28 protein-coding genes and 1 tRNA gene are annotated in these 24,962 nt (G+C 40.9%); 10 read left to right on the forward strand and 19 right to left on the reverse strand.

Features of this window, described 5'->3' with window-relative positions:
- Nucleotides 1-31: 31 nt before the first annotated feature.
- From MTP09_RS11505 to greA, 7 genes are all read right to left on the reverse strand, one after another.
- A tRNA-Met gene (locus MTP09_RS11505) sits at nucleotides 32-105 on the reverse strand.
- A gap of 47 nt (nucleotides 106-152) precedes the next feature.
- Entirely contained in the window at nucleotides 153-1,436 is a 1,284-nt protein-coding gene (locus tag MTP09_RS11510; protein ID WP_243548502.1) for a TlpA family protein disulfide reductase, read from the reverse strand.
- 95 nt (nucleotides 1,437-1,531) lie between these two features.
- On the reverse strand, nucleotides 1,532-1,762 hold the full coding sequence (locus MTP09_RS11515; protein WP_243548503.1) for a signal peptidase: 231 nt from the start codon (nucleotides 1,760-1,762) through the stop codon (nucleotides 1,532-1,534).
- Between the two features lie 13 nt (nucleotides 1,763-1,775).
- Nucleotides 1,776-3,773, reverse strand: a complete 1,998-nt coding sequence (locus MTP09_RS11520) for a T9SS type A sorting domain-containing protein (RefSeq protein WP_243548504.1) — start codon at nucleotides 3,771-3,773, stop codon at nucleotides 1,776-1,778.
- An 88-nt stretch (nucleotides 3,774-3,861) separates the two neighbouring features.
- A complete protein-coding gene (gene clpX / locus MTP09_RS11525) occupies nucleotides 3,862-5,043 on the reverse strand; it encodes an ATP-dependent Clp protease ATP-binding subunit ClpX (protein WP_243548505.1) in 1,182 nt (393 codons plus the stop codon).
- A 112-nt stretch (nucleotides 5,044-5,155) separates the two neighbouring features.
- On the reverse strand, nucleotides 5,156-5,545 hold the full coding sequence (locus MTP09_RS11530) for an HIT family protein (RefSeq protein WP_243548506.1): 390 nt from the start codon (nucleotides 5,543-5,545) through the stop codon (nucleotides 5,156-5,158).
- Nucleotides 5,546-5,627: 82 nt separating this feature from the next.
- On the reverse strand, nucleotides 5,628-6,098 hold the full coding sequence (gene greA / locus MTP09_RS11535; protein WP_243548507.1) for a transcription elongation factor GreA: 471 nt from the start codon (nucleotides 6,096-6,098) through the stop codon (nucleotides 5,628-5,630).
- A 100-nt stretch (nucleotides 6,099-6,198) separates the two neighbouring features.
- Here greA and MTP09_RS11540 point away from each other — a divergent pair, with 100 nt between their 5' ends.
- The 5 genes from MTP09_RS11540 (at nucleotide 6,199) to MTP09_RS11560 (ending at nucleotide 9,103) form a co-directional block, all read left to right on the forward strand.
- Nucleotides 6,199-6,648: a hypothetical protein gene (locus MTP09_RS11540; RefSeq protein ID WP_243548508.1), complete on the forward strand. Its 450-nt coding sequence runs from the start codon at nucleotides 6,199-6,201 to the stop codon at nucleotides 6,646-6,648.
- A gap of 22 nt (nucleotides 6,649-6,670) precedes the next feature.
- Entirely contained in the window at nucleotides 6,671-7,120 is a 450-nt protein-coding gene (dtd, locus tag MTP09_RS11545) for a D-aminoacyl-tRNA deacylase (RefSeq protein ID WP_243548509.1), read from the forward strand.
- Nucleotides 7,121-7,183: 63 nt separating this feature from the next.
- Nucleotides 7,184-7,684: a hypothetical protein gene (locus MTP09_RS11550; protein WP_243548510.1), complete on the forward strand. Its 501-nt coding sequence runs from the start codon at nucleotides 7,184-7,186 to the stop codon at nucleotides 7,682-7,684.
- A gap of 55 nt (nucleotides 7,685-7,739) precedes the next feature.
- The gene (locus tag MTP09_RS11555) at nucleotides 7,740-8,288 is read left to right on the forward strand and encodes a hypothetical protein (protein ID WP_243548511.1); all 549 of its coding nucleotides are present in this window, start codon (nucleotides 7,740-7,742) and stop codon (nucleotides 8,286-8,288) included.
- A gap of 32 nt (nucleotides 8,289-8,320) precedes the next feature.
- Nucleotides 8,321-9,103: an alpha/beta fold hydrolase gene (locus MTP09_RS11560; RefSeq protein WP_243548512.1), complete on the forward strand. Its 783-nt coding sequence runs from the start codon at nucleotides 8,321-8,323 to the stop codon at nucleotides 9,101-9,103.
- A 114-nt stretch (nucleotides 9,104-9,217) separates the two neighbouring features.
- On the opposite strand, the gene MTP09_RS11565 is transcribed toward MTP09_RS11560, so the two are convergent.
- Nucleotides 9,218-10,225: a DHH family phosphoesterase gene (locus MTP09_RS11565; RefSeq protein WP_243548513.1), complete on the reverse strand. Its 1,008-nt coding sequence runs from the start codon at nucleotides 10,223-10,225 to the stop codon at nucleotides 9,218-9,220.
- Nucleotides 10,226-10,665: 440 nt separating this feature from the next.
- Here MTP09_RS11565 and rpmH point away from each other — a divergent pair, with 440 nt between their 5' ends.
- The 3 genes from rpmH (at nucleotide 10,666) to MTP09_RS11580 (ending at nucleotide 12,227) form a co-directional block, all read left to right on the forward strand.
- On the forward strand, nucleotides 10,666-10,824 hold the full coding sequence (gene rpmH, locus MTP09_RS11570) for a 50S ribosomal protein L34 (protein ID WP_039365072.1): 159 nt from the start codon (nucleotides 10,666-10,668) through the stop codon (nucleotides 10,822-10,824).
- A 148-nt stretch (nucleotides 10,825-10,972) separates the two neighbouring features.
- Nucleotides 10,973-11,683, forward strand: coding sequence for a cell division ATP-binding protein FtsE (locus MTP09_RS11575; RefSeq protein ID WP_243548514.1), 711 nt, complete (start codon nucleotides 10,973-10,975; stop codon nucleotides 11,681-11,683).
- Between the two features lie 82 nt (nucleotides 11,684-11,765).
- Entirely contained in the window at nucleotides 11,766-12,227 is a 462-nt protein-coding gene (locus tag MTP09_RS11580; RefSeq protein WP_243548515.1) for a methyltransferase family protein, read from the forward strand.
- Between the two features lie 4 nt (nucleotides 12,228-12,231).
- Here MTP09_RS11580 and MTP09_RS11585 read toward each other — a convergent pair whose 3' ends face one another.
- The 11 genes from MTP09_RS11585 to gltX all read right to left on the reverse strand — a co-directional run bounded on the left by MTP09_RS11585 (nucleotide 12,232) and on the right by gltX (nucleotide 24,311).
- Nucleotides 12,232-13,830: a hypothetical protein gene (locus MTP09_RS11585; protein WP_243548516.1), complete on the reverse strand. Its 1,599-nt coding sequence runs from the start codon at nucleotides 13,828-13,830 to the stop codon at nucleotides 12,232-12,234.
- An 83-nt stretch (nucleotides 13,831-13,913) separates the two neighbouring features.
- Nucleotides 13,914-14,123, reverse strand: coding sequence for a YgaP family membrane protein (locus MTP09_RS11590; RefSeq protein WP_243548517.1), 210 nt, complete (start codon nucleotides 14,121-14,123; stop codon nucleotides 13,914-13,916).
- An 18-nt stretch (nucleotides 14,124-14,141) separates the two neighbouring features.
- The gene (locus MTP09_RS11595) at nucleotides 14,142-14,447 is read right to left on the reverse strand and encodes a P-II family nitrogen regulator (RefSeq protein WP_243548518.1); all 306 of its coding nucleotides are present in this window, start codon (nucleotides 14,445-14,447) and stop codon (nucleotides 14,142-14,144) included.
- Between the two features lie 69 nt (nucleotides 14,448-14,516).
- Complete coding sequence (locus MTP09_RS11600) at nucleotides 14,517-17,822, reverse strand: efflux RND transporter permease subunit (RefSeq protein ID WP_243548519.1); 3,306 nt, start codon at nucleotides 17,820-17,822, stop codon at nucleotides 14,517-14,519.
- A gap of 72 nt (nucleotides 17,823-17,894) precedes the next feature.
- A complete protein-coding gene (locus tag MTP09_RS11605; protein WP_243548520.1) occupies nucleotides 17,895-18,980 on the reverse strand; it encodes an efflux RND transporter periplasmic adaptor subunit in 1,086 nt (361 codons plus the stop codon).
- A 237-nt stretch (nucleotides 18,981-19,217) separates the two neighbouring features.
- A complete protein-coding gene (locus MTP09_RS11610) occupies nucleotides 19,218-20,522 on the reverse strand; it encodes a TolC family protein (protein WP_243548521.1) in 1,305 nt (434 codons plus the stop codon).
- 107 nt (nucleotides 20,523-20,629) lie between these two features.
- Nucleotides 20,630-20,815, reverse strand: coding sequence for a rhodanese-like domain-containing protein (locus MTP09_RS14585; protein WP_396022259.1), 186 nt, complete (start codon nucleotides 20,813-20,815; stop codon nucleotides 20,630-20,632).
- Nucleotides 20,816-20,821: 6 nt separating this feature from the next.
- On the reverse strand, nucleotides 20,822-20,989 hold the full coding sequence (locus MTP09_RS11615; protein WP_243548522.1) for a hypothetical protein: 168 nt from the start codon (nucleotides 20,987-20,989) through the stop codon (nucleotides 20,822-20,824).
- Between the two features lie 54 nt (nucleotides 20,990-21,043).
- Nucleotides 21,044-21,673, reverse strand: a complete 630-nt coding sequence (locus MTP09_RS11620; RefSeq protein WP_243548523.1) for a Crp/Fnr family transcriptional regulator — start codon at nucleotides 21,671-21,673, stop codon at nucleotides 21,044-21,046.
- A gap of 123 nt (nucleotides 21,674-21,796) precedes the next feature.
- The gene (locus tag MTP09_RS11625; RefSeq protein WP_243548524.1) at nucleotides 21,797-22,753 is read right to left on the reverse strand and encodes an acetyl-CoA carboxylase carboxyltransferase subunit alpha; all 957 of its coding nucleotides are present in this window, start codon (nucleotides 22,751-22,753) and stop codon (nucleotides 21,797-21,799) included.
- Between the two features lie 46 nt (nucleotides 22,754-22,799).
- Complete coding sequence (gene gltX, locus MTP09_RS11630; RefSeq protein ID WP_243548525.1) at nucleotides 22,800-24,311, reverse strand: glutamate--tRNA ligase; 1,512 nt, start codon at nucleotides 24,309-24,311, stop codon at nucleotides 22,800-22,802.
- Nucleotides 24,312-24,351: 40 nt separating this feature from the next.
- Between gltX and MTP09_RS11635 the strand changes: the two genes are divergently transcribed.
- Together MTP09_RS11635 and MTP09_RS11640 are read left to right on the forward strand one after the other, a co-directional pair.
- Nucleotides 24,352-24,603: a hypothetical protein gene (locus MTP09_RS11635; RefSeq protein ID WP_243548526.1), complete on the forward strand. Its 252-nt coding sequence runs from the start codon at nucleotides 24,352-24,354 to the stop codon at nucleotides 24,601-24,603.
- A gap of 12 nt (nucleotides 24,604-24,615) precedes the next feature.
- Nucleotides 24,616-24,957: a phosphomannose isomerase type II C-terminal cupin domain gene (locus tag MTP09_RS11640; RefSeq protein ID WP_243548527.1), complete on the forward strand. Its 342-nt coding sequence runs from the start codon at nucleotides 24,616-24,618 to the stop codon at nucleotides 24,955-24,957.
- Nucleotides 24,958-24,962: the final 5 nt, after the last annotated feature.

The raw sequence follows: 24,962 nt of genomic DNA on the forward strand, positions 1-24,962 counted from the left end.
TACGTAAATCACTGATTTACAGAATTGTTTGTAGCGAAGACGGGAATTGAACCCGTGACCTCAGGGTTATGAATCCTGCGCTCTAACCATCTGAGCTACCTCGCCTGGTTTTGAGTGGTGCAAAGATATAAATATTTTGAAATCTGACAAAATTAATTGAGCTTAAGATAAGTAATCAGATCAGATGCGTGCTCAGGTTTTGCAATAATCTTATTTGCCGAGTCGAGTACAAAATAGGTAGGCGTTGCGTGCACGTTGTATGTTTCACCGTAGGAACTGTACCACCCTCTTAATTCCGTATCATTAATCCAAGGCAGACTCTTCACTTTATTTTCGTAAGCAGTTTTTTCACTGTCCAAAGAAAGAGCGATTACCTCCCAGTTTTGTTTTTTTATGCTGCTGTATTTCTCAATAATCTTGGGTAGCTCGGCTTCACAATGTGAGCATGTTGACGACCAGAAAACAATGATTTTTCTGTCGGCTTTCACTCCATGGATTGATTTGGCAGTAGTATTTGAAGGCCGGTTAAAAGTATAGTCTGGAAAGCGGGCGCCTATCTCAGTGTTTTTATTAGTCTCGATAGTTTTGGCCAACCTGTCGTTAATCGTACATTTTAGATTTTTTGCTTCTGTCAAATATTTATCTTTCAGATCCTGCATTCCGTAGGTGTCAAAAACCTCTATCAATTCTGATAAGACCGTTTGTCCGCGAGGAGTTTCCGTATTAACGGCTTTCAGCAGTTTGTCGATGTCGGAAGTGAGGTTAGTGTTAGGACCAATATTAAGATATGAAACCAGAACCGGTCTCAAAAGAGAGGATGTTTCAAGCATTTCGTTGGAGTTGGTCAAGAACTTAATAATATCATCATGTGTCGGTGACTTTCTTGTAGGGTTTTTTTCAACAAAATTGGCATAGTTGGTTTGATAAAAATTCACAAAAGGATATTTGCTCATATCACCGATTCCTTGTGAAAGCCGAAGAATTTCTGTTTCGAGTGCTTTACCAAAGTTTTCTTTCCCTTTATAATACTCCTTGATCTGATAGAGCGCGGGTAAAATATACTCCTTTTTCTGCTGTATATCCTGTAGTTCGTTCATTTTCGCATTGCTCTCGTCAAGGTAGATCACGTTGCTTACTTTGTTTTTGGCAACCTCCAACCTCATCTTAACATCCTTGTTTTCCGAAATAAAATTAAGTGAGATATTCTCTTCTGGAAAGTAGAGTTTCATCATTCCCGTGTAAGGTTTCGAGACTTTTATCTGCCAAGAGTTTCCTTTTCTTGTCTCTCTACTGTTAAGGATATCTTTCGAGCCATTCAGCGAGTAAAGGTAAACTTCCTTGGGAGTAAAATCTGCTGGGACTTCTATACTTACATTAAACTGAGCAGCCACAGAAACAGTGACGAAGATATTGACGAGTACTATAATTCTTTTCATATAACAAATATAAAAAACTTATGTGATGAGTATCCAAATAATGAGTCACAAAAAAAGCCAAAAAAATTGGCTTTTGATTTATGATTGGGTTGACCTTATTTTTTTTCTGGTAAAAAATTATGAATTTTATTTGATGCCATTATTATTATCATCGCAATGCCGATTAAGATATAGAGATACATGTCCAGTGAAGCATCCGGAGCTCCAGGTCCAACACCTCCACCTCCACCACCTGGCGGTAAGGGAGCTGGCGGATTTTCTGCCGCAACGAAAATAAATCCCAGAAAAAAGATGAATAAAAATATAACCTTATTAATAACTTTCATCGTTTGTGTTTTACTATCTAATAATCTTCGCACTAATTTTTTCACCCTTATCAGAAACTGCCGTTACAATGTAGGAAGCGCTTACTCTTGGGATATCCAAAACAAAGTCCCTGTTTGCAGCGACACCATCTTGAGATAGTACGAGTTTACCGCTCATATCAAAAACCTTCACGTCGGCTTTTTTCCAGTCAGGATCAAATCTAAGGAAGAAACTGTCGATCATTTGATTATAAGCAACCATTGTTCGGGACGGTTTTGCAGCACCTTCCGTATCCAAAACAGTTGTTGATTTACCGTAATATAAGCTGTATTGGTCAGTGGTAACCGGGATGATCTGATTCTGTGCAATATCTAAAATATCTCCGTTAGCAGCTTTATAGTGAAAACCGATGCCAGTGGATAAATCTTTAGCTCCATCAGGTAACAACTGCGCATTCTCTCTGATTTCAAATTTCAGAGATTTGATACTGGTGTTATACAGAGCTAAAGGAACAGCTTTTGCAAAGAAATCAGTTTCATTTGCCTCATTAATGTATAGCCAGTAAAGATTTGAATAATTAGTATCGTATCCACCATTTACAGGATCCTCTTCAAAAGTCCCCATAATGTTTGAACTTCCAAGAGTTGACTGAACCGTTGGCTGACTAGTATGTCCGGTAATTGCGGTAGGATAAACCACATAATAAGCTCTCGCTAGCTCTTTCCCATTTTCATCCAAACCGATTACGCCAAGTTGTTTTACCGTATCTACTAGTTGGCCGGGTCTTGATGCTGTTACAGAATAACTTGTTTGGTCCAGTCTCGGAATATTGCTGAAACGTCTCAGATTATCAAAATTCAAAGTTCGGTTCCCAGAAATTTCTGCGTCATTATTCCTAAGTTTAAGAACAAAAGTTTGCATTGGCTTGATAATCAAACCTACATCACCAGTAGGAGCTGGATTAACCCCTGTGGTAAAATTCACAAATTTTGCGGCGATAGAATAGGTACTTCCGGTTGGAAGCGTAACTACTGAGCCGGGATCATAACGAATTCCCTGTATTGCACTAATTGCGTTATTATCAGTAATAGCAGCTGATTCAACAAGTCCTATAAAACCTAAGTCTAAATTGGTAAAGTAGGGATTCCCAAACTGGTAGATGTTTCTGCCAAAAGTTGGTACAGACCAAGGATTCGATGGATTGACCTGCTCATCCCAATTGTCTTGCAGGTAAGTGTTGTACTTCTCGTTATACTTATTTCGGTTGTTACCACCTATTCCAAAGTTGATTCCCAGAGCTGCGTTTTGTAATGGTTCTGAAATTCCATTTGCGAAAGGAACTCCCTTAATGGTGTAAACCGCCCCGGTCGGTGTTGGAGAAATTGTCGGCATTGATGCAGGTGGATTCCCTGAATCAAAATTCAGCGCTCCAAACATGTAGTAAGTTGTGTTTTTCTGCGTATTAGCCCAAATACTTAAATTATCAGATACCGCTATAGCATTGTTCCATGTAAGGACTTCATTTTTACTCCAGCGTGCATTGGTAAATGTTTTACCAAAAGTTCCGATCGAATTTGCACTTCCAGATAGCGAGGAAATTTGTTTTTGGAAGAAAGGCAACGCAATCTGTTGATATGTTCCGTTACTCGCAGTACGATATTCCTTATCTACAACTGCCGTAATTGAATTTTGCGAAAGGCCATTAATATAAAGTTGGCCGTAAGTTGATGGGTTATCTGCAGAAGAGTGATTTGCAGGATCGTTTAAACGCAGGATGATGTTTCCTCCATCCGTTTTGTTTCCTCCCGTAGCATCCAACGTCTTCAGAACGTCTGAACCAGATCCAACAACCATCATGTTTCCGTGAATGTCGTATCTTCCGTTGCCCTTACTTTGAGCACCGCCTCCGTTATAAACTAAGGCGTTCTCACCGATGTAGAAAATTGCATTTTGGTCAACATGGGTGAGGACTTGCGCACCCACTAAGTAGCTTAAGGCAAGAAGCCCTAATATCCAAATTTTCGTTTTCATCTCTTTGTGTTTCGTGTGTTTTTTGAATATAAAATTCGGTACAAAGATACTTATTTTTCTGTCTAATCAAAAAAAAACGCTCTAAATATCAGAGTTTAATATTACTTTTTGTTAATATGATGTCTTTTTTTGCTGTGATGTCAAACATATAATCTTCCAAAACCTTTTCGGTTGTTCCCCGCAAACCCCTTGCGCCAAGTCCCTTATCTATAGTCTCTTCAACAATTCTTTCTATAGATTCATCAGTAAATTCCAATCGTACTCCATCCATTTTAAAGAGTTCTACAAACTGATTAACAACTGAGTTTTTAGGTTCTTTCATGATTTTAATCATGGTTTCTTTTGTCAACTTATCAAGGTAGGTTACAATTGGAAATCTTCCCAAAAGTTCGGGAATCAGTCCGAATTTCCGCAAATCAATCGCGTTGATCTGACTCAGAATGTATTGCTCCTCTTCAACCTTATTTAATTTCTCTGCACTGAAACCGATTGCCTGCTTATTCAGCCGTCTTTCAATGATTTCCTTAATTCCGTCAAAAGCTCCACCTGCAATAAAAAGGATATTCTGCGTATTGACCTGGATGTATTTTTGATCAGGATGTTTTCTTCCACCTTGTGGCGGAACGTTGACGATGCTTCCTTCCAACAGCTTCAGCAAACCCTGTTGAACTCCTTCTCCCGACACGTCTCTCGTAATACTTGGATTGTCTGATTTCCTCGCAATTTTGTCAATCTCATCGATGAAAACTATTCCTTTTTCGGCTTTTTCCACATCATAATCCGCAACCATCAACAAACGCGAAAGAATACTTTCCACATCTTCGCCCACATATCCAGCTTCGGTTAAGATGGTGGCATCTACGATACAGAACGGAACATTAAGCTCTCTCGCGATGGTTTTTGCCAAAAGTGTTTTTCCGGTTCCAGTCTCACCAATCATGATGATGTTCGATTTCTCGATCTCTACCTCCCGGTTTTCGTTCTGCGCATGCAGCAACCTTTTGTAATGGTTATAAACCGCGATCGACAGTTGCTTTTTCGCCTGATCCTGCCCGATTACGTATTGGTCAAGAAATTCCTTGATCTCTCTTGGTTTCTTAAGGTCTTCGATTTTCTCAGCAGGCGAAAAACCACTTTTCACATTGCTTTCCTTAACAATATTGTGCGCCTGCTCGATGCAGCTTTCGCAGATATACCCGTCACTACCGGAAACCAGCATCTGAACTTCCTTTCTCTTCCGGCCGCAAAACGAGCATTGGTTTGGATTCATATAATGTAATGAAAAATTTAAAAATTAAGAATGAATAACGGCAAGATCGCCGCAGTTTTTTTTTGAAAAAAACGTTGGCAAAGTTACGATTCTTTGGAAATATCTTTTTGATTTACGAGCTCTTGATGAGGTTCTGGATTTCGCCATATTCTTCATCAGAAAACTTCAGACGGACATTCTTGAAATTCATGTCCTCCATTTTGTTAATGGGAATCAGGTGGATGTGCGCATGAGGTACTTCAAGCCCGACTACCGCAACAGCGATTCGCTGCTCAGGAAACGCCTTCTTCATTTTCTTGCCAACTTCCTGAGCAAAACCCCAAAGTTCTTTGAAATCCTCATTTTCAAGATCGAAAATAAGATCGGTTTCCTGTTTTGGAATAACCAGCGTATGTCCTTTCGCAATCGGCATGATGTCGAGAAAAGCGAGATGCCTTTCATCTTCTGCAACTTTATAGGAAGGAATCTCACCCTTCACTATTTTCGTAAAAATGGAACTCATGGCAGTAATTTAAGTGTTAAAAGCTGAAGTATATAACACATCAAAAACGATTCCAACCTCACCTTAATAAATTAAAATTTAGTTAAAGCGAGATCTCTAAAACTTCAAAGGAAAGTTTGTTGCCATTCGGCAAATCGATATCCGCAGTGTCGCCTACGATTTTACCGAGAAGTCCTTTTGCAATCGGCGTGTTTACAGAGATCTTTCCAGATTTCAGATCGCTTTCGTTGTCTGGAACCAATGTAAACTGCTGCTCCTTTTTTGTTGCGTTATTCTTGAGACGAACCGTTGTAAGGATCGAAACTTTCGAGGTGTCGAGCTGGTTTTCGTTGATGACTTTAGAATTCACGATTAAATCCTTCAGTTTAGAAATCTTCATCTCCAACATTCCCTGTGCTTCTTTTGCCGCGTCGTATTCCGCATTTTCAGAAAGGTCGCCTTTATCTCTTGCTTCAGCAATCTGCTGTGTAATTTTTGGTCTTTCGATGGTTTCGAGTTGCTCAAGCTCCTGCTTCATTTTGTCTAAACCTTCTTTGGTTACATAACTTGCCATAATTAATCTTATTTAGCGTTAGTATAAAAAAATAATCCGACATTTGTCGGACAATGTTTTCTGTGATAATTCGTTCAGCAAAGATATAAATTTATTTTAAATGAAAAGATATTTTTTGGCATTTTTATCTTCAATCATCCTCATTTTCAGTTTATTGAATATGAATTCGTGCGGAGAGCGCCAAGAAACCGTCAACTGTTTTCCGCAAGTACCGATCAATGTGGTCCTGAACCTGAATCTCCCAACTTATTTCGCACTGCAGAACGTGGGTGGATGGATTTATGTGGATGAGCAAAATTCCGGAACGCGCGGACTCATCGTTGTACGCACCACCAACGGTTTCAAAATCTACGACAGAAACGCTCCCCATCTTTGTCCTGACCAAAACACCACACTGTCCGTCGAGAACAATATCAAAGTAATTTGCCCAAAAGACGGCGCAGAATGGATACTGATTACTGGCGAACCTACAAAAGTCGCGCAAATCCCACCCAAAACCTACCGCTACAATTTCGATGCTGCAACGGGAACTTTATCAATATTTCTTTAATTAATAATTAGCAACAAATTTCGTGAAAGCGGTTATACAAAGAGTTTCACAGGCAGAAGTAAAAGTTGGCGGAGCGACTGTAGGGAAAATCTCCAGCGGATTACTGCTGCTGATCGGGATTGATGAAGAAGATGAAAAAACCGATGCAGATTGGCTTGTCCAGAAAATTGTGAATCTAAGAATCTTTGGTGACGGTGAAGGGAAACTCAATCTCTCCGTTAAAGATAGTTCTGGTGAAATCCTTTGCATCAGTCAATTCACCCTCATTGCGGATTACAAAAAAGGAAACCGCCCCTCCTTCATCAAAGCTGCAAAACCTGAAAAAGCCATTCCCTTATTTGAATATTTCAAAGGAGAAATCGCAAGATCGGGCTTGAAAACCGAAAGTGGAATTTTCGGTGCAGATATGAAGGTCTCTCTTCTCAACGACGGTCCGGTCACAATCGTAATGGATTCCAAAACCAAAAACTGATTTCATTAACATCGCTTGCATTTCTGTTTTTTTCAATAAATTTGGTTAACATTAAACTTCACTATGAAAAAAACGGCACTGTTCCTCGTTTGCATCGCTTTGCTTTCGTGCAAGAAAAATTCTGAATCCACTTTAACAAATAAAGTCGACAGCACAAAGATCATCGAAAGCATCAACGTCGTCCGCACAAAATACAACGACAGCATCAGAATCCTTAACCAAAAGAATATTTTCGGTGACCTTTCCGGTTCGCGTACGCTGAAGTTTTCCAGTGATGAAGCTGCTCTTTCGGGCAAAATAAATTTCAACAAAACGGGAAGAGACGAATACGACGTCAACGGAAAAGCAGTTTCGGGCAAAAACAAAATTTCTGTAATCGGCAGTATCAGAAGGGTTTCCGACAAACATCTGAATTTTGAGGGAAGGGTCGCGCAGATGATCAATGGCAAAAAATATGTTCGGACAGAAAGAACCACATTCTTAAATGAAGGAAAAGGAAAATTCTGGCGACTTCAGGACAAAGTGAACAGCGAGGGATTTATCGAGTACATCGACATCTATTAATCAAATTATTTTTCGCACAGTCTTTGCAAGGTTAATAAAAGCAAATCCCAAAATCATGAACAAATTAGTTGTCGGTTTAGCGTTATTAACCGCATTTTCCTGCTCCAAAAAAACGGAGCAAACCAGCAAACCAAAAGTCATTAAAGAAACCATTTATGTTGAAAAACCGGTAGAATCGACACCTTCGGTTGGTAATGATTTCAACGATGAAACCACACCTACTGAAGATGAAATTGCACCACCGCAACAAAGTCTGCCGGATTTATCGGGAGTTCATTCGCTCACTTTGCAATGGATTTCTTGGGATAAACCGGGAACAATCAAGTTCGTGCCGATCGGAAAAAACCTTTACAAAGTCACCGGAAAACAGCAAATCGGAAAACAATACCTCACCATCGAAGGCGAGATCTCGCAAGTTTCTGAAAAGGAACTGAGTTTTGACGGGACCATCAAACACAGCACCACCGCCAATGCTAACGGAAAAGAGTGTGTGAAAAAAGGACCTCAAACCTTCCTTTCCACCCAAAACAGAAAATATTGGCGAATGCAGGAAATGCAGAACTGCGACGGGATCGGAACCGACTATATCGATATTTATTTTTAGTTTTGATCATCACGAAAATTCAAACGCAAAATATGCTGAACCACGAAATCACCGGCAACGGAAAAGAAGACCTTATCCTGCTTCACGGCTTTATGGAAAACCTGATGATTTGGGAGGAAATGGAGGAAAAACTCTCGAAGAAATTCCGCATCACCAAAATTGACCTTCCCGGACACGGAAAATCGAAAACTTATGCCGAAATCCATACGATGGAACTGATTGCAGATGAAGTAAGGAAAGTTGCGGAGAAACTGGAACTCAAAAAATTTCATCTTTTAGGACATTCGATGGGTGGTTACGCATCACTCGCTTTTGCCGAAAAATTTCCCGAAATGCTGAAATCCTTGACTTTGTTCTTTTCCACATTTCTGCCCGATGACGACGAAAAAAAAGAACAGCGTCGAAAAAGTTTCCGCGTAATCAAAGACGCCTTTCCCCATTATGTGAATGCAGGGATTCCTAATCTATTTAGTGAAAACGAAAGAGATGTGCTTGAAGGGAAAATCAATTTAGCGAAAGAAGTTGCACTTTCCACAAAACCTGAAGCTGCACTTGCGGCGGTAAAAGGAATGATCGAACGCACCGACAAAACTTCGGTAATGGAAAACTTTGCAGAAAAAATTCTGGTGATTACAGGAAAACACGACACTGCCGTGAAAAACGATCTGCTGCAAAAACAGCTTCCCGACAGAACCAATATCAAGTTCTACCAGTTAGATTGCGGACACAACGGACATTTGGAAAAATCTGAAATCTGCGCCGCGATTATCAACACGGAGCTGCTGCATAACCTGCCGAAGCATTTGGTGTTTTAATTAAGAGTCTGTATAAGTTTTATTCAAGAAAAATATTAGATCGGAAATTTTCTTTACCCCAACCCTAAAGAGCGGAAAATTTCCTTCAAAATAAACAGGACCTAATGATCTTAATCAAAAATCTTCCGCTTCAATTTTTTCTTTAAAATCCTCGATCGTATCCTCGATGGATTTGAAATATTTTCCACCCGCCGCGTTGATGTGTCCGCCGCCGTTGAAATACTTTCTCGAAAACTGATTCACATCCACATCTTCTTTGGAACGGAAAGATATTTTGATAAAATCCTCGTAAAGATCTTCCATAAAAAACGCGGAAACCTGGGTTCCCATAATGCTCAAACCGTAATTTACAAATCCTTCGGTATCTCCTTTCTGGAAACCATATTCCTGAAGTTCCTTTCTTTTGAGCCAAAGTATTGCGACTTTTCCGTCTTTCACCACTTCGATTCTGCTTAAAATCAATGATAATAAGTGAAGTCGTGAAACCGTATTCGTGTCCCAAGTGTTGGAAGCAATCATCGCGGGGTCGGCTCCCTTGTCGATAAGGTTTGCAATAATATGGTGCGTTGTCGCCGAAGTGGAACGGAACCGGAATCCGCCGGTATCGGTCATGATTCCGGTGTAGAGACATTCGGCGATGTCTAAATTGACCAGCTTCTCGTCCTCCATCGCTTCGATGAAGTGATAAACCATCTGCGAAGTTGCAGGAATGGTGGTGTCGGAATAAACGAAATCGAAATCTTCCGGTTGCTGGTGGTGGTCGATCAGGATTTTTATTCCACGTGCTCTTTCAATCCACGGTCCGACTATGTTTCCCGCTCTGTGCGACGCATTGAAATCGAGGATGAAAACCACATCAGCATTTTGGATAGTTTCTGCGGCGAGTTTTCTCTTATATTCAGAGATAATGATCTTCTTTGCTTCCGGCATCCATTTCAGGAATTTCGGGAAATCGTTGGGTACGATCACATCTGCTTCGAGACCTTTCTGCTTCAGATAGTGCTTCAAACCGAGCGACGAACCGATTGCGTCGCCATCGGGATTGTAGTGCGTGATGATGACAATTTTGTTTTCGGGTTTCAGGAGCTGGTTGATGTCTAATAATTCTGAAGGCGTGAACATAAAAAGGTTAATTGTAATTGGCAAAGATAGTTTTTTTGTTTGTTGTGGAATATGGCAGAATCTCTAAACTGAAGAAAAACAAAACCACCAACTTTTCCCGAAACTGCATAAGGAGAACTTCCGCCGCGCAAGCGATTAACTCAATGGTTTTAATTGTTTTAAAAGAATCGTTGAATCTCATCAATGAGATTTGCAGCGGCATCCTTTTTTATTTTTGGCGAAGGGAAAAGTTCGGGCAAAATAAAAAAGATACAGCGGAAAGCGCGACCCGAGGAGAGGGAAAATTTAGAGATTCCCGTTTGTAAGCGATGGAGAGGGATACGCCCAAAACATTTTCATTTTAATAGAAATTTTAAAATTTAATTTGCAGAAAATAAAAAGTTTAGTATCTTTGCACTCTGAAAAATAAGACAAGGTTTTATACTTAAAAATATTGAGCAATGAGCAAGAGAACATTCCAGCCATCCGAGAGAAAAAGAAGAAACAAGCACGGTTTCCGTGAAAGAATGTCTACGCCGAACGGAAGAAGGGTTTTGGCTGCGAGAAGAGCAAAAGGCAGAAAGAGTTTAACTGTAAGTGCAGCGCGCGCTAAGAGATAATCTCTGGAATTATCGATATACAAAATGTGCTTGAAAAGTAAATTTTCAGGCATTTTTTGTTGTTAAAATTTGCTAAAAATTGGCGACTGAAAAAGTAATTCGCTATTTTTGATTCTATTATTCACCAAAAAAATCTTTTTACTACGATATGCCACATTCAACCCAGGAAGGACAGAACGTGATTCACCTGAGAAACGCCAAGATTGCGCAGAAGAATTTCACCGTTCTCAATGATGTGAATCTCAACATAAAAAAAGGCAGATTCTGCTACCTGATCGGGAAAACCGGTTCGGGAAAAAGTTCCCTGCTGAAAACGCTTTACGGGCATATCCCACTCGGAGCGGGCCATGGAAACATCGCGGGATTCGACCTAGAGAAACTCAGAACATCGGATATTCCCAATCTGAGAAGGAAGCTTGGAATCGTATTCCAGGACTTTCAACTCTTGACCGACAGAACCGTGGAAAAAAACCTGCGCTTCGTATTGGAAGCGACTGGCTGGAACGACAAGAAAAAAATGCAGGACCGCATCGACGAGGTATTGGCAAGTGTGGGAATGAAGTCGAAAAAACATAAAATGCCGCACGAACTTTCCGGTGGTGAACAGCAGCGTATCGCAATTGCAAGAGCTTTATTAAATCATCCCGAATTAATTTTGGCAGATGAGCCGACCGGAAACCTGGACCCCGAAACCTCCAACGAAATCATGACGCTCCTGAAACAGGTGGCGCACGAAAATAATTCTGCCGTGGTGATGGCGACACACGATTACCACATGATCCAAAACTTTCCGGGAGAAGCGATCAGATGTGAAGACGGAAAAGTAACGGTTTTAGATACTGCCGAACTTTTCGAGTAAGAGAACACAGAAAGCCATTCCGATCGGGATGGCTTTTTTTTAATCTTTATGAACTGGAGTTAATTTATCATCCACTAAAATCATGAAGACAAGCGGTAAAGACTTCCTATTCGTCGGTATGCAGATGGTTTTGTTTGCACTTTATCTTTTTGATCCTTTGCCAAAATTTGAAATCGCTGGTGTTTTCTCCTATATCGGTCTCGTTGTAGCTCTGTTTGGAATTGTGATCGCAGCGGTCGCTGTACTGAAGCTCCGCTGGAATCTCACAGCTTTTCCGACGCCGAAATCCGGTTCGCAACTCGTCACTTCGGGAATCTATCGATACGTTCGACATCCGATTTACTCGGGAATTCTGCTTTTCGTATTTGGTTATGCAGTTTTCAGAATGTCACTTTTCAAATTGCTTATTACGGTTTTGTTGCTCATTTTGTTCCGCTTTAAATGTGGTTTCGAAGAACAACAACTCCGGAAAAAATATCCGGAGTATATTATTTACCAAGAAAGAACAGGAATGTTTTTTCCGAAAATCTTTACCAAAAAATAGGATTTTACTTTCTCAATAGTTTTCGGGTCACATAAAATTTATCGTCAAAAATAACGGTCAGGACCACGAATTTTTCACTGCTTTTCTCCAGCTGCACATCGAAGCTTTGCTTCCCTGCCGCTTTGGTTGAAGACAAGCCATTCCGGATGATTTTGCCCGAAGCATCGGTAAGTAGCCAATTGATTTTCGTAGTTTTATCTAAGTTAAAGGTTACTTTGAATTCGGTACTGAACGGATTGGGCGAAACGCTGATCTGAAATGGGTTTCTTCCGTCGATTACCTCATCGGTCGCCATCGGGTTTTTGGTAAGCCGCACTTCATACACAGAAGCATCCGCCGACGTAAGCGCAGTCTGATTACTGGAAAAAGGGTTAAGCGAAGAACTTTGAATTCCGCCCACAATATGCCCGATCACAAATGAATTTTCGGTAATGTCGTTCAGTTTCAATACTCCATTCGGATAGTGCGGATTAGTCCAGTTGTACAGAAATTCGGCGCTCGCACCCTTCAGATTAGGCATTTCCTGTGGAAGTTTGAATTCCTGAAGCTGCCCCAAACTGTTTCTCGTAACGCGACTGATCGTCTTCACAAATGGAACCTGATTGTCCTGAATCAACGTTCCATTCTGATAATAATACTGACTTATTCCACCAAAAAACAGGGAATGCATTTCATTTGCGGAAGCATCATAAAGCGCCGCATTTGCAGAATGGTAATTGCTGAGGTATTGGTTGAACGCCGTCACCGGAGTATGTCCTGCCGCCGTAATTTCAACAGGATAGAGGAATGGCAAATCGGCATTGATCTGGAAAACGCCGGAAGAAATCATGAGTCCGGGTTCGCCGTTTGGATAAATCTGAGGAACCAAATTATAATCTCTTCTGCGAAGATGTACCGGATCATTAATCACCGAATAATTGCTGAAACTGAGCTGTGTTCCGCTATTGTCGATATTGAACATCCGGATTTCGTTGGTATAAGTCTGTATGAAAGTCGGGTTGTTCATCGGGTTGTAGCGTCCATCGAAACGGTGTCCGCCTACCAAATAAAATTTACCGTTCAGCTGGTTGAGATGTCCACCGGTAACGGCAAAATTATCATGAGTAATCTGCTTAAAAAATGGGGTAATTGAAGTTCCCGAAATCACCGCATTCATCAATCCAGGAATATCAACGGAGGTCAGATTCGGGTAGGTAATATGGTCGTTTGCCGTGACAGAAAAACCGTATCCGCCGACAATGTACAGCGTAGTTCCGTTCTGGTCAAAATTCATATTAGTGCTCTGCAGCTGCTCTTTCAGTCCGGCAGGAAGCGTGTTTACACTCGCACTCCACAATTGTTGCGTATTGATATCTACCACATAAATATCCGTATTATTGGAAGCTTGCGGAAAAGAACTGAACGGTTGCCGTGCATGCATGCCATCTTTTCTCCCGCCAATCAGCAGCCATTTTCCGTCGTGCTGCGCGTGTACAAAGGAATGCAAACCGGGAAATTCGGGCACGGAAACCGGCACTAAAGAAAGCGTATAATCAAATGAAGTTTGCGCTTTCAGAAGAAAAGCGTGAGCAAAAGCTATAACCAAAAAAGCGATTTTTCTCATGATATTTTTTTTGCAAATTATTAACAAAACATCAGGTATTCTGTAACCTACATTACAAATCCTGCTATTCTATTAAAAATTAATTAGCAACCGCAGCTATCTCCTTCCTTATCTTTAATTCCGAATTTCTCCAGAATATTTCCTAGCAAACACCAGTTGGTAAATGCCGATTGGAAAAGGTTTGCACCTACAAAACCGGTTAACCAGAACCAGTTCTGGTTCACATAGATTCCTAATAATAAGCTTGCCAAAATCATGGTTCCGGCTACGGCGTGAATTGTTCTTGTTTTCATATATTTTAATTTTAATTGTTAAGCAAAATTTTCGAGGGCCAACGTCGCAATATGTATTTTCGATTGAAATTCCTGTTTATTATTGAAGCGCTGAATTCGTTCATAAATCAAATCCACAAAATTGTCGTCCACAAAAACGGTGAACATTAGTGAATCACTTTCTGCAATACCTGATGAGAACCAGTTTTCTGAAGAAAGACTTCCGCCATTGATTTTAAATCCCTTTACTTCGGAATAGGAAAAAACCTTTACTCCGGAATGAGTGAGGATGTCTTTGATGTTTTTTTCGAATTCGTGTATCGCTGTAATTAATAGTAGTTTCATTGTTTTGAATTTTTTTTGAAAACCCTGCCGGAATTTGACTTCCGGCGAGGTCTTCTCATTAAAAATAAACTATGGTGTTTTGTTTTTTACCTGATCATCAGAATCTGCAGCCGGTTCATCAACCGGAGACTCTTCAATTATAGATGTTCCGGGGTAATCGTATTCAGAAGCCATTTCGGCATGAATCTTTTCCCATTTCTTTTTCTCCGTCATATAATAAATCAACGGAACAACTAACAACGTAAGCACTGTAGATACGATTGCTCCGAACACCAGTGAAATTGCCAATCCCTGGAAAATAGGGTCGAACAGGATAATTACTGCTCCAATCACTACCGCTCCTGTCGTTAAAAGAATTGGCGTAGTTCTTACGGCACCTGCATCGATAATCGCCTGTTTCATCGGTACTCCTTCGTTCAGACGGATTTCGATAAAGTCGATGAGCAGCACCGAGTTCCTTACCATAATTCCGGCAAGAGCAATCATTCCGATGAATGAAGTTGCGGTGAAGAATGCGCCCAACATCCAGTGTCCAAGAACAATTCCTACGAGTGACAGAGGAATGGCTACCATCATCACAATCGGTGTTTTGAAGTTTTGGAACCAACCTACAATCAACATATAAATAATGATGATTACTACGGCAAATGCTGCTCCCAAATCACGGAAAACTTCTAGTGTAATCTGCCATTCTCCGTCCCATTTTACGGTGTAGTTGCTTTCATCTTTCGGCTGCGCCATATACAGTTCGTTCAGTTCGTAACCTGCCGGAAGCTGAATATTCCTCAGTTTTTCTTCCATTCCAAGGATGGCATAAGCCGGACTTTCAAGATCTCCTGCCATATCTGCAAGCACATAAACCACGCGTTTTTGGTCTTTACGGTAAATGCTTTTTTCAAGCTCAGTTCTTTCAACTTTCGTGATGTCGCTTACAGGCATCATATTGCCCATTTGCCCTTTCACTTTTAGTGAAGTAATTTCCTGAAGCGTTGATTTATCTGAATTCTCCAGTTTCATCACCATATTCACCGGCTGATTGGATTTTTCGTCATACAGCGTCGAAATCGAATGTTCGCCAAGAAGATAAGTAAGATTTCCAACCAATTGCTGTGGTGCAATTCCGTTCAGCATCGATTTTTCATTGTCGGCGATAATTTTGAATTCCGTTTGAGGTGCTTCCACCATCCAATCGACATCTACAACATCCTCTGTTTTATTCAGAATCTTCTGAACCTCATCTGCAATTCTTACCTGCTCCTCATAATTCGGGCCGTAAACTTCAGCCACAATAGTTGATAATACCGGTGGTCCAGGCGGAACTTCAACAATTTTGATATTGGCATTGTATTTTTTGGCAATTTTCTGAATTTCAGGACGAATCATTTTGGCCACATCGTGCGACTGTTTTTTTCTTTCACCTTTATCCAAAAGATTGACCTGAATATCTGCCGTGTTGCTCGCTCCACGCATATCGTAGTGACGAACCAATCCGTTGAACGTAATCGGTGCCGATGAACCCACATAATTCTGATAGTTCACCACTTCCGGAACGGTTCTCAGATATTGAGCTACATCTTTAGTAACGGCCGCCGTTTTCTCAAGCGTTGTTCCTTCCGGCATATCAATTACCACCTGAATTTCATTCTTGTTATCGAACGGAAGCATTTTCACCGCTACCCATTTCGTGAAGAATGACAACATTGAAATCATCAGAAGAACTCCTGTAATTCCAAGCATTGTCCAACGTTTTTTACCGCTGTCAAGCAATGGCTGTTCGATTTTTTTATACCATTTGTAGATGAAAGTTGTTTCGAGTCCCTGCTCTTCTTTATGCTCCTGATCGTCTTTTACTTTGAGCAAATGATAACCTAAATAAGGTGTAATCGTCAAAGCAATAAACAGTGAAAGCAACATCGCAATCGAAGCACCAATCGGCATCGGCGACATATAAGGCCCCATCATTCCGGACACGAATGCCATCGGAAGAATCGCAGCAATTACGGTGAAGGTTGCTAAAATCGTAGGGTTCCCCACTTCATTAATCGCATAAATGGCGGCCTGCTTAAACGGCAGTTTCTTCATGTGGAAATGCCTGTGCATATTTTCGGCGATGATGATACTGTCGTCCACCACAATTCCCACCACGAAAACGAGGGCGAAAAGCGTAATTCTGTTCAGGGTATACCCAAGGAAATAATAACTGAAAAGCGTGAGTGCAAATGTCAGCGGAACTGAAAGGAACACGACCAAACCACCTCTCCATCCCATGGCAAGCATCACTAAAATGGTCACCGCAATAATCGCCACAGCAAGGTGAAGCAACAGTTCAGATACTTTATATGAAGCCGTTTCACCATAGTTTCTCGTCACTTCTACGTGAACATCATTTGGAAGTAAATTCTTTTTTAAACCATCAACTTTAGTTAAAATTTCATCAGAAATCTTCATTGCATCGGCACCTTTCACTTTCGAAATTGCCAATGTCACTGCAGGATACTCTGCCTGATTTTTCTGTCCGGCTTCTGTATGTTTTCCGAAGCCCATACTCACATAATTGGCAGGTGTCGAAGCGCCGTCAACTACTCTTGCAATCTGCTTCAAATAAACTGGCATATTTGCGGAAGTCCCTACCACAAGGTTTTCTACATCTTCTTTTGAAGTCAGGAATTGTCCTGTAGTCAACAGATATTCTTCATCATTGCTCACGAAACTTCCACTTTGGGAACTTCCGTTGTTCGCCTGAATCATCTGCATCACGGAAAGTGCATCTACATTACTTTCCGCCATTTTTTCCTTGTCGAGAATCACCTGAAGCTGTCTCGGCTGTCCGCCAATCACATTCGTGAGCGAAACATCTTTTACTTTTTTGATTTCCGAAGCGAGTTCTTCCGTCATTTGGCGAAGCTGATAACCGTCGTAGTTTTCACTCCAAAGCGTGAGTCCCAACATCGGAACATCGTCGATAGAACGGGTTTTTACAATCGGTTCATAAACGCCTTTCGGGAACATCATTTTGTTCTTCATCAACTCATCGTAGAGTTTTACGTAAGAACGTTCGGTATCTTCGCCCACGTAGAACTGCACAATAATCATCGCTCTGCCGTTCATTGCCATTGCGTGAACGTGCTCTACGCCTTTGATGTTTGAAATAATTTTTTCAAGAGGTTTTACCACGCGGTTTTCCACTTCCGAAGGGCTTGCTCCGGGATAACCCACCATTACATCGGCCATCGGAACAATGATCTGTGGTTCCTCTTCTCTTGGTATCAGTGTCGAACTGTATGTACCGATAATCATCAACGCAATCATCAACAGAATGGTGAGTTTTGAATTGATGAAAAATTCGGCAATACGTCCTGCGAATCCTTTTTCCATAATATTTTTGAGTTACGAGTTCCGGGTTTCGGGTTCCGAGTTATCTCGAACCACGTATCCCGTATCCCGATATTATTTTGTGGTTACTTTTGCGCCGTTAAACAATTTTCCGCTGGCGGAAACGATGTAAGGTTCTTTTGCGTTCAGTCCGGAAAGAATTTCAACCTGGTCGCCCATATCTTTACCGGTTTTTACCCAACGCAACATTGCGGTATTGGCTGAACTTACGGTGTAAACACCTGTCAATTGTCCGTTTTCAACCAAAGCAGATTTCGGAACGGTCACCGACTGCTGGAAATCCTGATTCACGCCACCACTTCTTTTGAAAGGAAACTGCACATTTACATACATTCCCGGAAGGTAATCTCTGCTCTGCGGAACATTGATTTTCACTAAATACTGTCCACCGGTGTTGGTCGCGGAAAGACTGACTTCAGCAACATTTCCCACCACTTCTTTGTTGGTAGACTTCATCAAAACTTTTACCGGCATTCCGGATTTGATTAAAGTAATATCCTGCTCAGAAACCAACACTTGTGCCTGAAGATTTCCTGAACTTTCAATCGTAAGAATCGGCATTCCCGGACTTGCCATGTCTCCCTGACTTGCATATTTTGCCGTTACCACACCTGAAATCGGAGCAGAAATATTGGTATATCTTCCCTGCGCGTTGACTTCGCTTTTCATCATTCCTGCAGCATCCAGACCTGCTTTTGCCATTTCGTAGCGTGCACGCATATCGTCGAGCTCCTTCTGTGAAGCACTTTCGTTATTGTATAAATTCTGGAAACGCTGATAATCTTTCGCAGCGATATTATAATTGGCCTGTGCTTGCGCAATCTGTGCGTTTGCCTGACCTCCTTTTGCCTGAATATCAGTACTGCTAATGCTTACCAAACCTTCTCCGGCACGAACGAAATCGCCCACATCGGCTCGTAAGCTGGTGATGTGTCCCATCACTCTGGTTGAAATATTTACTGAGTTTTTGGCAACAAGTTTTCCGCTTGCACCGGCAAAACCAAGTGCATCGGTAACGCCTGAATTGCTTAAGGTAACATGAATCGGTTTGGAGTTATCGGCAATTTCTTTTGGATCGGATGAGCAACTGCCGAGAACGGCTGATCCAAGGATTAAGGGTAGATAAATATGTTTTTTCATAAGAGATTATTTTTTAATTTTTTACTATTCATTCTTTTGTCTTGAAACAAAAGAATCAAAAATTCAAGACTGGATTCTCGGCTAAAATTTTAAAGACTTTCCTAAAATTTCCAAAACTCGGGCGGGAACTCGATTTGTTGGATTAAAGAAGATTTTTGCCGCCACTCAAACAGTGGAAATTTTTTAACGGAAACTCTTCAAAATTTCTTAACACCTCCGAATCCTAGGTCATTTCTATCAGTTAAGAAATTTGAAATATTCCAAAGCTGTATTGTATTCGAAAATTGCTTGTTGATATTCCAATTCCTTTTTGGACATTAAGGTTTCAGCATTCAAAATATCGCTGGCTTTTTCAAGTCCCTGAGCATAACGGTTTTTACGGATTCGGTATGCTTCCGCACTTTGTTCCCACGCCTGTTTGGTAAGATTTACCTTGTTATCGGCATCCAAAACCTGTCGGTAAGATTTGTTCAGTTCGAGCTCGCTTTGCTTTTGGTATTGCTTGATTTCAGTTTGAGATTTCAGCAGTTCGGCTTTTTGTTTTTCGATTTCAGATTTCGATTTCATTCCGTCGAAAACATTCCAGGAAACCTGAACGCCTACCAAATAACCGTTGGCACCAAACTCATAAGGTCTATTATCGTGCAGTTCAAAACTTCCGAAAGCATTTACTCTCGGCAAAAATTTCGCTTCAGATGATTTAATTAAATGATCGTAAGCTTCTAATGATTTTCTGTATGCCTGAAGATCTTTTCGGTCAACATTCAGTTTCGGGTTTTCCTGAAGGATATTCTCCTGATGGGTCAGTTTTTCGGTAGGTTCAAATACTTTTCCTTCCGCATTTTCATCCAACAGAAAATAAATATAATCTGATTTATTTCTCACATTCGATTTGGCGAACTGAATTTGGCTTTCAATCTCAGCAACACGAACATTCATATCCAAAACATCCGATTTCTGAATCATTCCGTTTTTATAATAATTGTCAATCACCTTTTTGTTGGCAAGGACCGTTGATTTTGCTTCTTCCAAAACTTCAACAGCTTTATACGCCATCTGCAGCTGCATATACGCTTTGTTCAGTTCAAATTTCAGGTAATCTTCAGTTCTTTCTTTCTTCAGATTCAGCACGTCCACTTTCACTTCGCCAGCTTTCTTCATATAGACTGCATCTTTGTTGAATATCGGTTGCTGAACTTCAAGTTTCGTAGCGAAATTGAAAATATTGTCCGGACTGTTCAGTTTTGCAGGATTGAAATCTTCCATCACCACACGTTCCTGATTCAGTTTCGAACCGAATGCCATCAAAGGATTATTCGTAGAAATTCCGGTGTAAGATGCTGTAACATTAGGTAAATACGAGGCTCTGCTCATCAGAAGATCTGCTTTTGCTGAATTAACATCGGCCTCTGCTAATTTTACCTGAAGGTTTTGTGAATTGATTCTCTGTTCCAAATCTTTTTTGGAAATGCTGATAGTGTCCTGAGCCGAAAACGACAGAAAGGAAAGCACCGCAAGTCCTGTAAAAAAGGTTTTTCTCATATTTAGGATTTATTTTGGTGCAAAATTATCCTGAAGAAAAAGTGTAGAGCGTAACCTGGGTTACATTTTAATCTGAACAGAAATAAAAAACACGGCTTATTGCCGTGTTATAAACATTCCTTTGTAAGTGAAAGTGAATGCGAAATCAAATCGGGAGGATTTCCGATGATTTCCAAATCGTTTTGCTGCCATTTTACAAGTCCGCCGTTGATGTATGAGACATCTTTAAAACCTCTTTCCTTCAGATACTGTGCAGCAGTTTTGCTTCGAAGACCATTATTGCAGATCAGGATAAACTTTTAGTTTCCATTAAGTGTTTCCACAATATTTTCAAATTCGCTGAAAGGCAAATTCATTACCCGTTCATAATTGGCTCTGTAAGTGTCGAATTCAAATTTTTCGCGGATATCGAGAAGAATTCCCGAAGGCAATTCGGAGTGTATTTTAGTAGGACAAATGCTTTTCATATTCAGATTTTTTACAAAATTCCGAATCCTGAAAAGAATAAAGTGTTACCTGGATTACAAATCTTTCAGCAATTTAATCTGATTACGGTACAGAAGCACTTTGCCGTCATTCTCCAGTTTCTTCAGCATTCTGCTGATTACCACGCGTGAACTCGCCAAGTCGTTGGCAATCTGCTCGTGTGAAACATTGATTACGGTTTTTCCCGTTAAACTCGATTTTTCTTTTAAATAAGTGAGTAATCTTGTGTCAAGACTGTTGAATGCCACCATATCGAGTGCTTTCAGCATTTCATAGAAACGGTTCTGCATGGTACGCATCACAAAATGTTTCCAAGTTGGGTACTGCGACATCCATTTGTCCATATATTCCACAGGAATCATCCACATTTCCACGTCTTCTTCTGCCACTGCCTGAATTTCGCTTTTTGCCTCCTGCATACAGCAAGTAAAGGTCATTGCGCAACCATCCGCAGCATTCAGATAATACATCAGGAGTTCTTTCCCGTTATCGTCTATCATTGAAACTTTAAGAATTCCCTCCAACACAATCGGCATGTAAACAATCGGTTGACCGATGCTAATGATGACATCGCCTTCTTTTGCTGTTTTCAGTTTGCCAACCTGTAGAAGTTCTTCTACCAATTCGGGCTCAAAAAGGTTCTTTACACTGTCTTTGATTTCCATGCTTCAAAAATAAGGATTATTCGTCATTTCAAAGAATTCCCTCTTCTGAAAAACCTTCTGAAAAAAATAAAAAAAACCTGAAACGCAGACGCATCAGGTTCTTTTTGATTTCATAAAATTCTTTTATCCCTTAAACTGGCCCATTGCGATGAACTTGTCCTGTCTTTGGGTTTCAAGCTCTTTTCCTGTGAATTTTGAAAATGCTTTGATGTTTTGTAGGATTGAAGCTTTCAGGTGGTCGTAAGCAACCTGCGGTTCGTAATGCGCTCCACCAAGTGGTTCTTCAATAATCCCGTCGATGAACTTTTCTTTCAGCGCGTCTTGTGGAGTAAGTTTCAGTGCGTTGGCTGCATCTTCTTTATGATCCCAGTTTCTCCATAGAATTGAGGAACAACTTTCCGGCGCAATTACCGTGTACCAAGTGTTTTCGAGCATATATACTTTGTTTCCGACACCGATTCCCAAAGCTCCTCCACTCGCTCCTTCACCGATGATATAGACAAAAATCGGAGTTTTGAGCATCGTCATTTCATAGATGTTTCTTGCGATGGCTTCACCCTGACCTCTTTCTTCGGCTTCCAAACCAGGATAAGCTCCCGGTGTATCGATCAAAGAGATTACCGGAATATGGAATTTCTCAGCGAGTTTCATTAAACGCAATGCTTTTCTATAACCTTCAGGATTGCTCATCCCGAATCTTCGGAGCTGCCTTTCTTTTGTGGTTCTTCCTTTTTGCGTTCCGATAATCATCACCGATTTGCCGTCGATTTTTGCCAAACCTCCAACCATTGCTGGATCATCTGCAAAATTTCTGTCGCCGTGCAGTTCGAGGAAACTGTCTTTATCGACAATTCCTTTGATAAAGTCCAAAGTATAGGGACGGTCCGGATGGCGCGATAGCTGAACCCTTTGCCAAGGTGTAAGATTTCCGTAGATTTCCTTTTTCTTTTCGATGATTTTGTCCTCGATTTGTGAGCAGGCGAGTTTCACGTCCACCCCACTTTCTTCACCAACGAGCGAACACGTTTGGTACTGGTCCATCAACTCTTTTATCGGAAGCTCAAAACTTAAGTATTCCATTTTCTTCTTTAAAATAATCTTTCAAATTTAGTAAAATTACCGAAAACTACCCGATATTATTTACCGCATTGTTGATTCGGGCAATGCTTTCTTCTTTTCCGAGGATTTCGAGAATATCGGGAACATCTGGTCCTTTAAGCTCCCCAACAAGCGCCAAACGAAGCGGCATCATCACTTTTCCCATTCCCAGAGATTTGGATTCGGCAAAAGTGTGAATATTCTGCTTCAGCGTTTCACGTTCCAGGTTCCAAGTTTCAAGTTGGCTTGAAAGCTCTTTCATTGTTTCAGCGGTTTCGGGATTCCAAGCTTTTTTTACCGCTTTTTCGTCATAGGAAGTCGGCTGCTCGAAGAAGAATTTTCCGTTTTCGTAGATGTCTTTTGCGAAAGTGGCTCTTTCTTTCATTAATGAAATGATTCTCAGCAGTTTTTCATCGTCGAAACCGTTCAGATTAATTCCTTCAATATCTTTTAATAAAGACAAAATCTCAGTATCGGGTTTTGCTTTCAGGTATTCGTGGTTGAACCATTCCGCTTTTTCTTTGCTGAATCTTGCTCCCGCTTTATGAACTTTATGAAGGTCGAATTCTTTCGCCATTTCATCCAAAGTCAAAATTTCTTTATCATCCGCAGGACTCCAACCGAGGAGTGCAACCATATTGATGAACGCGTCGGGAAGATAACCTTCTTCTCGATAACCTTTTGAAATATTGCCCGTTACCGGATCTTTAAAATTCAACGGAAAAACTGGGAAACCGAATTTGTCGCCGTCTCTTTTTGAGAGCTTTCCTTTTCCCTCTGGTTTCAGGATTAATGAAAGGTGCGCAAACTGCGGTCTTTCCCAACCCATCGCTTCGTATAGCAAATAGTGAAGTCCGAGCGAAGGAAGCCATTCCTCACCACGAATCACGTGGGAAATCTCCATTTCGTGGTCATCGATGATATTGGCGAAATGGTAAGTCGGCATTCCGTCATTTTTCACCAGGACTTTATCGTCTAAAGTATTGGTATTCACCGAAAATTTTCCGCGGATAATATCCTCCAGATTCAGGATTCTGTCCACCGGCATTTTGAAGCGAACGACATACGGAACTTTATCATCGATTAATTTTTGAACTTCTTCTTTAGATAAAGTCAAGGAGTTTTTCAGACGGTTTCGTGTAATGTAATTGTAGGCGAAAACTTCTCCGTTCTGCTCGAAATCTTTTCGGATTTCATCGAGTTCTTCCGGCGTGTCGAAAGCGAGGTAGGCGTAATCAGTTTTCAGGATTTCAGCGAGATTTCGGTCGTAGATTTCCCTTCTTTCGGATTGTCGGTACGGACCATATTTTCCGCCGTGTTTCGGACTTTCGTCGGGAATCATTCCGCACCATTCCAGTGCTTCCATGATATAATCTTCAGCGCCTTCCACATATCTCGCGGTATCGGTATCTTCGATTCTCAAAACGAAATCACCGCCCTGATTTTTAGCGAAAAGATAGTCGTATAAAGCGGTTCTCACTCCTCCCAAATGTAACGGTCCGGTCGGACTTGGCGCAAAACGCACTCTCACTCTGCTCATTTTTCCTGTAAATTTTAAGCTGCAAATTTAGGGAAAAAAGTTGTTCTATTTTGGTACAGGTGGGTGCAATTGGTGCAAGTTGCAATGGTTGCAATGGTTGCAGTTGCCATTGGGTGCAAGATGCAAGGTGCAAGGTGCGGTTGTTGATATTGTTGCAATGGTTGCAGTTGATGCAATTGTTGCAGTTGTTGTAAAGCTGATTGCCGAAAGCCGATTGCTACATTGGTACATTGGTAAATTGGTAAATTGCTACATTGGTACATTAATTCATTTTTATTTAGTTTTGCATTAAATAACGCATTCTATGTTAGAAATCGGCGAAAGACCTTGGGGGAAATATTTTGTTTTGGCAGATGAACCCAACTATAAATTAAAAAGAATCGAGGTCAATCCGGGACAAAGACTTTCTTATCAGTACCACCATCACCGGCAGGAATTCTGGACGATTGTGGAAGGAGAAGCGGTTGTGGTTTTAAATGACGAAGAGCATTCGCTGAATTATGGCGAAAGCATTTTTATTCCGCAAGGTGCAAATCACAGGATCGAAAACCGCTCTGAAAATTTGATGGTTTTTGTGGAAGTACAGACCGGGACTTATTTCGGGGAAGACGATATCGTGAGAATTGAAGACGATTATTCCAGATAAACGAA

Origin of the sequence: Chryseobacterium suipulveris (genome assembly GCF_022811685.1) — a bacterium.
Classification (GTDB): Bacteria; Bacteroidota; Bacteroidia; order Flavobacteriales; family Weeksellaceae; genus Kaistella; species Kaistella suipulveris.

Excerpts from the sequence above, each read along its gene's own strand:
- MTP09_RS11530 (WP_243548506.1), bottom strand. The coding sequence starts at position 5,545 with ATGAGTTCCATTTTTACGAAAATAGTGAAGGGTGAGATTCCTTCCTAT.
- MTP09_RS11585 (WP_243548516.1), bottom strand. The coding sequence starts at position 13,830 with ATGAGAAAAATCGCTTTTTTGGTTATAGCTTTTGCTCACGCTTTTCTT.
- MTP09_RS11510 (WP_243548502.1), bottom strand. The coding sequence starts at position 1,436 with ATGAAAAGAATTATAGTACTCGTCAATATCTTCGTCACTGTTTCTGTG.
- MTP09_RS11640 (WP_243548527.1), top strand. The coding sequence starts at position 24,616 with ATGTTAGAAATCGGCGAAAGACCTTGGGGGAAATATTTTGTTTTGGCA.
- MTP09_RS11555 (WP_243548511.1), top strand. The coding sequence starts at position 7,740 with ATGAACAAATTAGTTGTCGGTTTAGCGTTATTAACCGCATTTTCCTGC.
- MTP09_RS11575 (WP_243548514.1), top strand. The coding sequence starts at position 10,973 with ATGCCACATTCAACCCAGGAAGGACAGAACGTGATTCACCTGAGAAAC.
- MTP09_RS11580 (WP_243548515.1), top strand. The coding sequence starts at position 11,766 with ATGAAGACAAGCGGTAAAGACTTCCTATTCGTCGGTATGCAGATGGTT.
- gltX (WP_243548525.1), bottom strand. The coding sequence starts at position 24,311 with ATGAGCAGAGTGAGAGTGCGTTTTGCGCCAAGTCCGACCGGACCGTTA.
- MTP09_RS11550 (WP_243548510.1), top strand. The coding sequence starts at position 7,184 with ATGAAAAAAACGGCACTGTTCCTCGTTTGCATCGCTTTGCTTTCGTGC.
- clpX (WP_243548505.1), bottom strand. The coding sequence starts at position 5,043 with ATGAATCCAAACCAATGCTCGTTTTGCGGCCGGAAGAGAAAGGAAGTT.
- MTP09_RS11620 (WP_243548523.1), bottom strand. The coding sequence starts at position 21,673 with ATGGAAATCAAAGACAGTGTAAAGAACCTTTTTGAGCCCGAATTGGTA.
- MTP09_RS11600 (WP_243548519.1), bottom strand. The coding sequence starts at position 17,822 with ATGGAAAAAGGATTCGCAGGACGTATTGCCGAATTTTTCATCAATTCA.
- MTP09_RS11520 (WP_243548504.1), bottom strand. The coding sequence starts at position 3,773 with ATGAAAACGAAAATTTGGATATTAGGGCTTCTTGCCTTAAGCTACTTA.
- MTP09_RS11625 (WP_243548524.1), bottom strand. The coding sequence starts at position 22,753 with ATGGAATACTTAAGTTTTGAGCTTCCGATAAAAGAGTTGATGGACCAG.
- rpmH (WP_039365072.1), top strand. The coding sequence starts at position 10,666 with ATGAGCAAGAGAACATTCCAGCCATCCGAGAGAAAAAGAAGAAACAAG.
- greA (WP_243548507.1), bottom strand. The coding sequence starts at position 6,098 with ATGGCAAGTTATGTAACCAAAGAAGGTTTAGACAAAATGAAGCAGGAG.
- MTP09_RS11615 (WP_243548522.1), bottom strand. The coding sequence starts at position 20,989 with ATGAAAAGCATTTGTCCTACTAAAATACACTCCGAATTGCCTTCGGGA.
- MTP09_RS11515 (WP_243548503.1), bottom strand. The coding sequence starts at position 1,762 with ATGAAAGTTATTAATAAGGTTATATTTTTATTCATCTTTTTTCTGGGA.
- MTP09_RS11560 (WP_243548512.1), top strand. The coding sequence starts at position 8,321 with ATGCTGAACCACGAAATCACCGGCAACGGAAAAGAAGACCTTATCCTG.
- MTP09_RS11605 (WP_243548520.1), bottom strand. The coding sequence starts at position 18,980 with ATGAAAAAACATATTTATCTACCCTTAATCCTTGGATCAGCCGTTCTC.
- MTP09_RS11540 (WP_243548508.1), top strand. The coding sequence starts at position 6,199 with ATGAAAAGATATTTTTTGGCATTTTTATCTTCAATCATCCTCATTTTC.
- MTP09_RS11610 (WP_243548521.1), bottom strand. The coding sequence starts at position 20,522 with ATGAGAAAAACCTTTTTTACAGGACTTGCGGTGCTTTCCTTTCTGTCG.
- MTP09_RS11590 (WP_243548517.1), bottom strand. The coding sequence starts at position 14,123 with ATGAAAACAAGAACAATTCACGCCGTAGCCGGAACCATGATTTTGGCA.
- MTP09_RS11565 (WP_243548513.1), bottom strand. The coding sequence starts at position 10,225 with ATGTTCACGCCTTCAGAATTATTAGACATCAACCAGCTCCTGAAACCC.
- MTP09_RS11595 (WP_243548518.1), bottom strand. The coding sequence starts at position 14,447 with ATGAAACTACTATTAATTACAGCGATACACGAATTCGAAAAAAACATC.